10 protein-coding genes are annotated in these 11889 nt (G+C 36.2%); 3 read left to right on the forward strand and 7 right to left on the reverse strand.

The window, feature by feature from the left end; genetic code table 11:
- Positions 1 to 168: 168 nt before the first annotated feature.
- Both tmk and PVV66_RS06085 read right to left on the reverse strand, forming a co-directional pair.
- Entirely contained in the window at positions 169 to 828 is a 660-nt protein-coding gene (gene tmk / locus PVV66_RS06080; RefSeq protein WP_273718960.1) for a dTMP kinase, read from the reverse strand.
- Between the two features lie 555 nt (positions 829 to 1383).
- Positions 1384 to 2640 carry an aspartate kinase gene (locus tag PVV66_RS06085; protein WP_273718959.1) on the reverse strand — a complete coding sequence of 419 codons (1257 nt, stop codon included), beginning with the start codon at positions 2638 to 2640 and terminating at the stop codon, positions 1384 to 1386.
- A 193-nt stretch (positions 2641 to 2833) separates the two neighbouring features.
- Here PVV66_RS06085 and ubiG point away from each other — a divergent pair, with 193 nt between their 5' ends.
- Positions 2834 to 3577, forward strand: coding sequence for a bifunctional 2-polyprenyl-6-hydroxyphenol methylase/3-demethylubiquinol 3-O-methyltransferase UbiG (gene ubiG, locus PVV66_RS06090; protein ID WP_273718958.1), 744 nt, complete (start codon positions 2834 to 2836; stop codon positions 3575 to 3577).
- 20 nt (positions 3578 to 3597) lie between these two features.
- Here ubiG and grxC read toward each other — a convergent pair whose 3' ends face one another.
- On the reverse strand, positions 3598 to 3852 hold the full coding sequence (grxC, locus tag PVV66_RS06095; protein WP_273718957.1) for a glutaredoxin 3: 255 nt from the start codon (positions 3850 to 3852) through the stop codon (positions 3598 to 3600).
- A 51-nt stretch (positions 3853 to 3903) separates the two neighbouring features.
- The gene (locus PVV66_RS06100) at positions 3904 to 4689 is read right to left on the reverse strand and encodes a ComF family protein (protein ID WP_273718956.1); all 786 of its coding nucleotides are present in this window, start codon (positions 4687 to 4689) and stop codon (positions 3904 to 3906) included.
- Between the two features lie 199 nt (positions 4690 to 4888).
- Between PVV66_RS06100 and PVV66_RS06105 the strand changes: the two genes are divergently transcribed.
- Positions 4889 to 5767, forward strand: a complete 879-nt coding sequence (locus tag PVV66_RS06105; RefSeq protein ID WP_273718955.1) for a methyltransferase domain-containing protein — start codon at positions 4889 to 4891, stop codon at positions 5765 to 5767.
- Positions 5768 to 5774: 7 nt separating this feature from the next.
- Here the strand turns inward: PVV66_RS06105 and PVV66_RS06110 are convergent, their stop codons facing one another.
- From PVV66_RS06110 to PVV66_RS06120, 3 genes are all read right to left on the reverse strand, one after another.
- Complete coding sequence (locus PVV66_RS06110) at positions 5775 to 7130, reverse strand: L-cystine transporter (protein ID WP_273718954.1); 1356 nt, start codon at positions 7128 to 7130, stop codon at positions 5775 to 5777.
- Between the two features lie 1958 nt (positions 7131 to 9088).
- Positions 9089 to 10462, reverse strand: a complete 1374-nt coding sequence (locus PVV66_RS06115) for a glutamate--cysteine ligase (RefSeq protein ID WP_273718953.1) — start codon at positions 10460 to 10462, stop codon at positions 9089 to 9091.
- A gap of 68 nt (positions 10463 to 10530) precedes the next feature.
- Positions 10531 to 11274 carry a 16S rRNA (uracil(1498)-N(3))-methyltransferase gene (locus PVV66_RS06120; RefSeq protein ID WP_273718952.1) on the reverse strand — a complete coding sequence of 248 codons (744 nt, stop codon included), beginning with the start codon at positions 11272 to 11274 and terminating at the stop codon, positions 10531 to 10533.
- Positions 11275 to 11507: 233 nt separating this feature from the next.
- Between PVV66_RS06120 and PVV66_RS06125 the strand changes: the two genes are divergently transcribed.
- Positions 11508 to 11651, forward strand: a complete 144-nt coding sequence (locus PVV66_RS06125; protein ID WP_005773989.1) for a hypothetical protein — start codon at positions 11508 to 11510, stop codon at positions 11649 to 11651.
- Positions 11652 to 11889: the final 238 nt, after the last annotated feature.

Here is an 11889-nt window from a genome sequence, read left to right on the forward strand (position 1 = left end):
ATGATTACCAGTCGTTTCATTAACATATTAAGATATGTAATATTTTTCCAAAACTCTTAAATTATCGCGGACTAACTTTTAAAATTTTAGATTTCACATAGAAACTAGATCATAAAGGAAAATAGAGCACAGATAAATTTTTCAATAATATTCATAAATGGGTGTATTTCATTTATCATTAAAACAAGCCTTGTCTATATGGTATCGTACTTGATTATGAATTGAAGAAATAGAAGCGGTTCCATCAATGACGATAAATCGTTCGTCTATTTCTGATAAAAGTTGATAGACTTCATAAACTTTTTCAATAAAGGAGAGCTTTTCTTCGTATTTTAAAGCTAAACCATCCCTTTTTTGCAATCGTTCGATAATAGCAGCAGGCGGCAAATGAAGATAAAATGTGATACAAGGTCTTGGGATAAATTGATTCAATTTAATCACACTTTCAAGTGAAAGCCCTCGAGCGTAAAAATAAGCAAGACTAGAATAAACATATCGATCGCTAATTATAAAATTTTGCGATGAAGTTAAAGAGGGCTCGATAATTTCAAGCGTATGTTTTCGTCTATCTGTCGCAGCTAAAAGTGCTAAAAGCAATGGATCAATTGATTTTCCACTCTCTAAATAATCTCTAACCTCTTGATTATTTCTATACCAATGACTGGGTTGAAAAGTTTGTATGATATGTTTTTCTTGTGAGTAATGGCGAGAAATCTCTTGTACTTGAGTGGTCTTTCCACTCCCATCAAATCCGCATAGAGCACCAAAAGAACCAGCATATTGCTTCGAAGACCACATGGAATTATAAATATCTTTCTTAAGATACACTTTCTCTCCATTCATATAATTTACGTCATTTTACATCTAAAATCTTCTTGTCTAGAAATAAGGCATTTTATCTCTTGAAATCAGAGGTATGATATCAAGAACATTCTCCCCTTCAGCGTGAGAGCTTGAAATTTTTATAAATTATTTACTGCTAGGATAACATTTTTAATTTTTAGCCAACTAAAAAGCAAATTCTGTAAGCTCTATAATGTTGACTCTGAAGTATAAATCCCCCTTTCATAACAGATACATGGTGCCATTCTTCTTCTCTTCAAAGCCCCTATGTAAACAATTCTCCTTTCTCTCTATCTTATATCTAAACGATTTATAAGAAGTATTTTATGATGTTGTCTCTTAAATAGTTTTTATTCCTATGCTAATCTTGTTTGTATACAAGCAAACAGTTTTTTGCTTCATCATAAAAAATCTTCAATGAAAAAATTTCACTGTATCAATTATTCTTATTTACATTAATAAGTGCGCGTTATGCTTATAAAGCGAATCACTCATACATATTAAAACTTTATGTTCTTGAAATTGAGCATTTAAAAATACTTAACTCTTATCCAATCCATAAACAGCATGTAATGTTCTCACCGCAAGTTCAGTATAAGCGCTATCAATCAAAACAGAAATCTTTATCTCGGAAGTGGTGATTGCTTGAATATTAATCCCCTTTTCAGCCAAAGCCTTAAAAGCTGTCGCCGCAACACCTGCATGGCTACGCATTCCAATGCCAATCACAGATATTTTGGCAAGATCACTTTCAAATTGGAGCACATCAAATCCAATTTCTTTGCGATTTTTTTCAAGAAGAGCAACGGCTTTTTCTACATCTGCTGATGGCACAGTAAAAGTCATATCAGTTTTTGATCCATCTTCAGAAATATTTTGCACAATCATATCAACATTAATGCACTCTTCAGCCAAGGGACCAAAAATTGCTGCCGAAATCCCTGGACGATCAGCAAGTCGACGCAGCGAAATTTGCGCTTCATCCTTAGCAAAAGCAATACCAGTAACATTTTGTTGTTCCACAATTTCATCCTCATCGCAAATAAGTGTTCCAGAAGAACTCATTGAATCCTCCATGCCTAAGGCATCGGGATCCTCAAAACTTGAACGCACAAAGGTACGAACCTTATGAACCATTGCTAATTCAACAGAACGAACCTGTAAAACTTTTGCTCCAAGAGAAGCCATCTCTAGCATTTCTTCAAAAGCTACTTTTGGTAAACGGCGCGCTTTCGGTTCTATACGTGGATCCGTTGTATAAACACCATCCACATCCGTATAAATATCACAGCGATCAGCTTGTACAGCTGCGGCTATCGCAACAGCACTTGTATCTGACCCCCCACGCCCTAAGGTAGAAATCCGATTATCTGAAGCTAACCCCTGAAAACCAGCAATAACAGCAACCTGACCTTCCTGAAAACACTCTATTAAAAAAGATCCGTCAATATCAGTAATGCGCGCACGACCATGCGCATTGTCTGTATGAATAGGGATCTGCCAACCAAGCCATGAACGCGCATTGATCCCCATTGCTTGAAGTGTCAAAGCCAGCAAACCTGAAGTGACTTGTTCACCAGAAGCCACCACAACATCATATTCACGAGCATCTCGCTGTATGGGCGAAGCATCACACGTCCATTGGACAAGCTCATTAGTTTTACCCGCCATCGCAGAGACAACAACAGCAACCTCATTGCCTGCATCAACCTCTCTTTTGACGTGCCGTGCAACATTATGAATACATTCAATGTTTGCTACAGACGTTCCACCAAATTTCATGACAATGCGCGCCATTAATAACACTCTTACCTTTACATCTCTTATCTCAAACGATAATGAGAATAACATGCTGTATCAACGAACCATTTTCTCGACATAGCGAATATCTATCATTTGTGCAAGTTTCATTATGATTATATTAATTTCTCTTGACTTTGTATAAAATCCTCTGGACTTGATCTGATCATTAAAAATAAAGGAAGGCAACATGATAGATGAAACACGAACAACTGTTGATCAAAGTGAACTTGATCACTTTTCACGTATCGCTACAGAATGGTGGAATCCTCAAGGAAAATTTCGACCTCTTCACCAATTTAATCCAACACGTCTTGCTTACATCAGAGAAAAAATCTGTTTAGAATTTAATCGTGACCCTGTCTCACTGACGCCTTTTGACAATTTGAAAATTCTTGATATTGGCTGTGGGGGGGGCTTGTTATGTGAACCAATGGCACGACTTGGCGCTACAGTTGTAGGCGTTGATGCCGCACAAACGAATATTGAAGTCGCAAAAATCCATGCTGCCCAAAGTAACCTTTCAATTGATTATCGCACGACGACAGCAGAAGCACTCGCCAATGAAGGAGAGAAATTTGATATCATCCTTAATATGGAAGTTGTTGAACATGTCGCTGACGTTAATCTCTTCATAAAAGCGACAGCAAAAATGCTAAAACCACAAGGGTTGATGTTTGTCGCAACACTCAACCGCACGTGGAAAGCATGGGGACTTGCTATTGTCGGCGCTGAATATATCCTCCGTTGGCTCCCTAAAGGAACCCATGATTATAAAAAATTCCTAAAACCTCGAGAACTTAAAAATTTCTTATCAAAAAACGCTCTGACTGTCATTGATGAGATAGGTATTACTTATAATCCATTAAACGACAGCTGGAATCGTTCAAAAGACATGGATGTTAACTATCTCCTTCTCGCAAAACGATCTTAAAGATATGTCATTTACGGCAATTATAGGTCTTGCAATAAAGAATTGAGTTTTCCCTCTGCTTCTAAAGCATAAAGATCATCACAACCACCAACGTGATAATCACCTATAAAAATTTGTGGAAATGTATTACGTCCATTCGCGCGCTGCACCATTTCTTGACGAAGGGATGTGGAAGCATCAATATCTGTATATTTTACACCCTTTTTGTCCAGTAAATCACGTGCTTTTGTGCAATAAGGACAACCTGGACGTGTATAAATGATTATCTCTTTCATAAGTATTATCCTCCAAGTATTTTTTTTAATAATATCTACTTTAAATTCCCCTTAAGAAGAAGGAAAAATAGAATCTTCTTTAAGGACACGCGAAAATGTTAGCACATCAACCTGTTGTGCACCTGCATATTTTAATGCAGCAGCTGCTGCTGTAACTGTTGCACCCGTTGTAAATACATCATCAATCAGTAAAACAGAACATCCTTTAAGATATTTTTTAACTTTATGCGAAACCTTAAAAGCATTTTTTACGTTAAGTTTTCTTTCTCTTGAAGAAAGACTAACCTGCGGACGCGTATGCCGAGAACGAACAAGCCACCCCGGTTTTAAAAGCTTTTTTTGTGATGCTGCAATATAACGTGCAAGCTCAGCAGATTGATTATAACGTCTCTCCCAAAAACGACGAAAATGCAATGGAATGGGAATAATAACATCACACTCTTCAATAACCTCACGTCCAGCAAACACCATCCAATTAGCCATAAAAGATGCCAATTCTATATGATCACCATATTTTAAGCGCGTTACCAAAGTACGTGCAAGCCCTTTATGAACAATGACTGAGCGAACACGCGAAAAAGGGTAAGAATTACGAAGCGCTTCACCACTGAGAAAACCATCCCCCATATCACAAACAAAAGGCGTCCCCATAACAGGACAATAAGGCTTCGTGATAAATTGAAGATCTTTCCAACATTCAGAGCAAATCGTGCCATAAGTAGAAACATTTTGCTTACATCCAGGACAAATTGGTGGATAAAGCATCGTTTTAAAGCGCTCAATGAATTGACGTAGTATATCCCCGCTATTTAAAGCCACTTCTCGAAAGTAAAACATTATAAATTTAGGCTTTTACAAGTCCCCCCCGTAGAACAAAAGTTCCTTTGTATTTCCTCAATTTATAAATTTAATTTCTTTAAAAAATCTTAACCTCCTATAAACTTATTTTTCTTTCACATTATAAACTTGACAGAGCTCGCACAATCATGAACCTTTTCAAAATGCATTCTTTCATAAATCGAAAGTATTCCACAATATGTCGCATCCTTTAATTTTTGATCATAACCGCATTGAACAATTCCGCAAACGCGCCTTTGAAAAAGCAAAAAAAGGATACGACTTTTTACTCTCTCTCATGGCAGAAGATCTCTATAAACGTCTTAGCACCATTGATCGTCTCTTCACATTAGCGCTCGATTTACACAGCCATACAGATCTTGCCACGCAAGCTCTCATGAAATCTGGAAAGGTTTGTTCTATAGAACGTATTGAGACTGATACACTTTATCAAAGCCATGATAAAAAGTTTCATTTACGTCATCGAGAATTTCTTGATTTTCCTCAAAATTACTGCGATCTTATTGTTTCACTTCTTTCATTACACTTGACGAATGATACCCCTGGTGTTCTAAGTCAGATAAAAAACACCCTTAAACCAGATGGCTTATTTCTAGCTGTTATGGCGGGTGCAGGTACACTCAAAGAATTACGTGAATGTCTTCTACAAGCCGAAATTGAAATTTATGGTGGTGCAAGCCCTAGGATCTACCCTTTTGCCGACATTCGTGATGCAGGTGCTCTTTTACAGCGTGTTGGCTTTGCCCTACCTGTAGCAGATGTTGAAGATGTCACAATACGTTATAATACAATGTTTGATCTCATAAACGATCTTAAAGCGATGGGAATGCAAAATGCGCTTATCAATCGCTCACGACGTCCTGTATCTAAACGATTTTTTCTCCGTGCTGCTGAAATCTATGCACAAAAATTTAGCGATCCTGATGGACGTATTCGTGCACATTTTTCTTTCATCTGGCTCTCTGGTTGGGCTCCTCACCCCAATCAACAAAAACCTCTACAACCTGGTTCGGCACAAATATCTCTGATGGATGTTTTACAACCCCAAAAAACATAACCCAAAATCATTTTTTAAAAATACTTTTATCCGTTGTCCGTAACATTTGACTGGTGATCGTTCCAGCTACCATTGAATCACTCACATTTAGGGCGGTACGTCCCATATCAATCAGTGGCTCAATAGAGATAAGTACAGCAACCAAAGTAACAGGAAGTCCCATAATTGGTAATACAATCAATGCAGCAAAAATAGCCCCTCCCCCAACACCAGCGACACCAATAGAACTCAACGTTACAATCCCAACAAGCGTAGCAATCCAAGTAGGATCAAGAGGATTAATCCCCGTGGTCGGTGCAATCATGGTCGCAAGCATCGCTGGATAAAGACCAGCACACCCATTTTGTCCAATTGTTGCCCCAAAAGAAGCTGCAAAACTCGCAATGGATTGCGGCACACCTATCCACTGCGTTTGCGCTTCAATATTCAAAGGAATACTTGCAGCACTTGAACGACTGCTAAAAGCAAATGTTAAAACTGGTAAAACTTTTTTGAAAAAACGAAAAGGATTAATCCCAGAAATGCCAAGCAATACACCATGAATTGCAAACATAAGGATAATACCAACATAGGAAGCGATGATAAAAATGAGTAAATTTAAAATATCTGCAATACGCGAAGTTGCTGCTACCTTAGTCATAAGTGCAAAAATACCATAAGGAGTCAAAGCAATCACAATACGAACTAACCGCATAATCCAAGCTTGTGCCACTTGAATAAATAAAAGAGCCTTTTCCCCTTTTTCCGGCTCATCTTTCTTTAAAAGAAGAACTGCAGCCCCTAAAAAGGACGCAAAAATAACAACACTAATAATTGATGTACGCTTGGCTCCACTTAACTCAGCAAAGGGATTTTTAGGAATCAAGGACAAAATCATTTTTGGTATATTCATATCTCCAAGTTGAGAAATACGATCCCCAAGAACAGCAGAAACATTTTGCCCTTCATGCACCAAACCATTTGCGGTTAATCCAAAGAAATTAACCACAAGCACACCAACCAACGCTGAAAGAGCCGTTGTAATAAGCAATATTGAAATCGTTATGATACTCATCTTTCCAACAGCATAAACAGAATGTAAATGAGCAACCGCTGAAACGATAGAGACAAAAACCAGTGGCATAACAATCATTTGTAACAATAAGACATAGCCTTCACCAACAATGTTAAACCATTCAACGGATTTCAATAAAGTGGCTTCACCCTCTCCATAAAAAAGCTGCAAAACACTTCCAAAAATCAAGCCAAGGATAAGCCCTAGCATAACACGGAGTGAAAGACTCCATTGCATTCTCTTACTTTGGGCAACCCACAATAAAAAAATAACAAATAGAAATAAATTGATGAAAAAATTAAATGTCATTGTCTATGCCCAGTCTATATCCACTATGGTTATGATTGATGGTGAATAATATGCATAATTCAAAATCAATGCATAATATTTAAAATTAAGGTATAAAACTTACAAGGCTTTTTAAAAGTCATTATTTTTTTAATTTATAGATTAAAAGAGAATTTTTTATCTACGAATAACAATTTAAAGAAAATAAATAAAATTATTTCCTTATTATTTAAATAATTACGATCTTATAATAGGTTAATAAGAGAAATATAAACACCATTCATTGCATCTTAATCCTGAATAATTCCAACGTATCTTATGCTATTAATGTTCTTATCGCTCTCTTTTGCCCTTTGAATTGAAAAGAGCTTTCTTAAAAAATGGTTCATTAACAAATGAACATTCATGAATTTTCTGGCAAATAAATTATCAAGCTCCTTTTGCCAATTTTATGAACAGCACTCTCAAAAACTTTGGCCATCCCTTCAAATATAATTATTTTATTGAAAATACTTATTATACATTCTTTCTTTGCTCTCAATAAAAACTTTTTGGGAAAGCTTTTTTGTTTTTTTAATTATTTTTATAGGCATAAAAATATGCCCTCTCAATAACAAAAAAATCGTAAATATGAAGGGCTTTAAAAGCCACAATGCCTAAAAACGACATACAACCAATAATATATAATATTTCTCAATACAATCTGAAACACAATACCAACAAAAATACCCTATATCCTGTCGATATAACGAAATTAAGTGATATCAACCGTCATAATAGCCGTATTCAATATTGGTCTATTTATCAAAGATAAGGAGTTAAATCACTCATGAAACGTACCATAACATTTATTGTATTATCTTCTCTATTGATACCTTTGTTTGCTGTATTAATATCACTTGGGTATACGAAAGTGAACGATCTGAATCTGTACGATGAACTTTATCAGTCATACCTCAATAAAAACTGTAGAGATTTAGAATACCGCGACAAAGAGGAAATAGCAAAAGAATATATAAAAATGTTTAAGAGTAAGATAGAACCTATCACATCTACAGAATAGGATAAGGGATCATTTTAGAAATATTTAATAGAACGACAAATTGAATCTGCATAATTAATATTTTAAAGTATTACTAAAAAATACTTATTTTTTGTGGATGCTTCACCCTTTTTAGGTAGAGAATCCCAATGTGAGGGTTTGCTAAGCGATCAAAATAGGATGCTCTTTGATTTATTTAGAAAAAACATTTTCCTCGCAAAACTTGAAGCAGACTTTAGTGATCCAGTGTTTGAATACGTAGAAAAATTTCTAGATTCCCCAACGAGCATTAACCGAAAAGAACAAATTATTCGTGTAGCGAAAATGATACCCTGTAATTTTCCTACCCATTTTAAAAATGCAGCTCTTGCCCTTCATGATGACTGTATAACTATATCTTATAATGGTATAAAAAGGTATAAGCCCCCTCATGCAATCTTGCTTTTAAAAACGAAAACAACAAACAGTTAAGAAACGTACTCTACATTTTTAAATAATAAAAGAGGTGTTTGTGGCTTACCAGCACAATAAACTAAGGCTTTGTATTTTTATTCTACAAAATAAAAAAACTTCGTATTTTTATAAAATAGCATTGAGGATATTGAATATAAATAATATTTTTTATCCCTTATTTAAAAGTCTAAAAATTATTTTCTGCCCTATTCATTAAGAGGAATGAGCCAAGCGGATAAAAAGTGTTTGATAAAAAACTAAATAGATCAAATCATCTTGAGCACAAAGATATAACATGGAGGTTACGGAAATATCGTGATAGTATTGGGATAAAAATCGCAGTTTCCAAGAGATCTTTGTATTGTATCCTTTATGAAAAATGTTGAAAGCAAGGGAGGATATTCTCCTCTCAAACAAATGAGTGAATAGACTACTACGATGATATGCATTTTTTAAAAAAGTACAAAGTGTCTTTGCCTAAAATTTAATAGGCACATTCTAAAAATACCGGTTCAACAGACTCATCCCAAATAGAAGAGTAATGGGATAAAAATTTTTCAGCATCTGTTTGCCCCGTTGCCACAACCTCTTCTAAAGGATTAAGGAAATTTGTTTCATCAAAACCATTTGCATCACACTGTTTGCGATTTTTTAAGCCCTTGCGAGCAATAGCGATAGTTTGACGGGCTAATTCTAAAAGAATGGTTTGACGAAAAGGAGTTTTTAACCCTTCTTTGGGAACGCGTTGGCGCATGTCTAAAACTTCTTCAAAACACCAATCTTTGGTCAAAGCCTCTGCCTCGTTAAGCGCTTCTCTATCATAAAGAAGCCCAACCCAAAAAGCCGACAATGCACAGATGCGCTTCCAAGAACCGCAATCAGCTCCTCTCATTTCTAAAAATCTTTTTAAGCGGACTTCAGGAAATAACGTTGATAAATGATTAATCCAATCTCCCATATTTGGAATTGAATTTACAACTTGTCCTCTTAATGCTCCATTCATAAACTGACGAAACGTTATATGGGTACAATCATAATAACGACCATCACGTACAACAAAATACATGGGAACATCAAGGGCCCATTCAACGTAATCAGCAAAACCAAAACGCTCAGAAAATATAAAGGGAAGAACGCCTGTCCTCTGATTATCCGTATCACGCCAAATTTCAGAACGCCATGACAAAAAGCCATTTGGGCGTCCTTCTGTAAAAGGTGAACTTGCAAATAATGCAGTCGCAACGGATTGTAACTTCATGGATACTTGCATTTTTCGCCGCATATCACTTTCAGATGAAAAATCAAGATTAACCTGAACTGTTGATGTGCGATACATCATATTAAGACCATTATGCCCGACTTTCGGCATATAATCAGTCATAATTTGATAACGTGACTTAGGCATTTTCGGCGTTTCAGCTAACGTCCACTTTGGGCTAGCGCCTATCCCCAAAAAACCAATACCCAATGGTTCTGCAATTTTCTTGAGAAGAGCTAAATGTTCCATCAACTCATGATACGTATCACCTACTGTTTTTAATGGTGCCCCAGATAATTCAAACTGTCCCCCTGGTTCCAAAGAAATAGCCCCCTGATCAACGGATCCTACAAGCCCAATAATATTCCCTTCATCTACAATAGGTTTCCATCCTAAAGCGCTTTGCATGCCTTCTAACAACGCTCGGATTCCCCTCTTACCGTCATAAGGAACAGGACGAAAACCATCTCTATAAAATGGAAATTTTTCATGTTCTGTACCAATACGCCAATCATCTTCTGCTTTATACCCCCCTTGGAAATAGCTCACCAAGGAATCTAAGTTATAAACTTCACTTTCATCCATTATATCAAGCGCCATAACTTATCGTATCCTATCATTGGTATTATCATCTTAAATGAATTGTTTAGAATGATTTTACAGACATCTCAATCCATTGACCAATCCCCCACTGTCGCATTAAGAAGAGCCAAAGCCGCAACAGCGGCAGTATCAGCACGTAAAATGCGTGGACCTAATGATATTGGAACCACAAAAGGCTGCTTTTTTAAAAAGCTCCGCTCTTCTTCACTAAACCCACCTTCTGGTCCAATGAGAACACCAGGCGTTGTAACGTCACGCTTTTTAAAAGAAGGTAATGGATTGTGCGATTTATGCTCTTCATCACAAAAGAATAAAGGCTGTGTCTCATCCCAACGCGCTAAAAGCTCTGCTAAGGATAGAGCTGATACGCATTCAGGGAGAGATAAAATGCCACACTGTTCAGAAGCTTCAATAACATTGGCTTCCATACGCGCCATATTGATACGCGTAACCTGCGTATGATGCGTTATAACAGGCTGCAAAATCGACACCCCCATTTCAACAGCTTTCTGCACCATATAATCCAACCGCGCATTTTTGAGTGGAGCAAAGCAATAAATAAGATTGGAATGTGCTGTTTGTAATCTTTCTTGATGGATAAGCTGAACCACAACAAACTTTTTCTTAACAATGATAAGTTTAGCAAGCCACTCACCATCCTGTCCATTAAAAAGTAGAATTTCCGCTCCTTCTTTCATCCGCAAAACATGCACAAGATAAGAAGCTTGTGCCCCCTCTATCTTTATTTCTTCATCCAAAGCCAATGTCTGTCGGATAAATAATCTTTTAAGTTTATAATTTATGCGCATAAAATCTTGCCAATGCTCACTATCGTCATCAAGAAATGAAGAAAAACATATCACAAAAAGAAAAAATTATATCTATAGAACTATAATATATTAAAGAATTATAGAGTTTTTTTAGCTTTATGAGATAATGATAGGAACCAATAGATCATTAAGTGATTCTGCTTTCATAAAAGTTTAAATAATACAACATTCATCTTTGCATTCAGTCATTGATGCATCAGTGGAGGAAAGATATGTCTGCTAAAAAAGCTACCATTATTACGATTACAACCCTCTTAGCCTTTATTTTGATTACAGTGGGTATTGGTTCTGTTGGAGCAGATGGAAAGCATACAGTTACCAAAGATGGATATGGTATTTCTTCTCAGATTCAATAAGCACGGGCTGATATGCCCTTATAAGTTTTAATGCAACAAAATGTTTTTTAGCAATTTTCTAAGATTTGCACGCATATTATGGAACTCTTATATTTGAAAGATTCCGTAAAGAGGTGTTTTTGTTCCTCCCTTCAATCGTTTATCTACATACTAACTGCACTTGTGAGGGAGAGGAAGTTTTTTGGTTTCATCACGAATAGATTTAACATGAGAGAATCTTATGATATTGAAATCTCTT

Source organism: Bartonella sp. AU16XJBT, from assembly GCF_028618665.1.
GTDB lineage: Bacteria > Pseudomonadota > Alphaproteobacteria > Rhizobiales > Rhizobiaceae > Bartonella.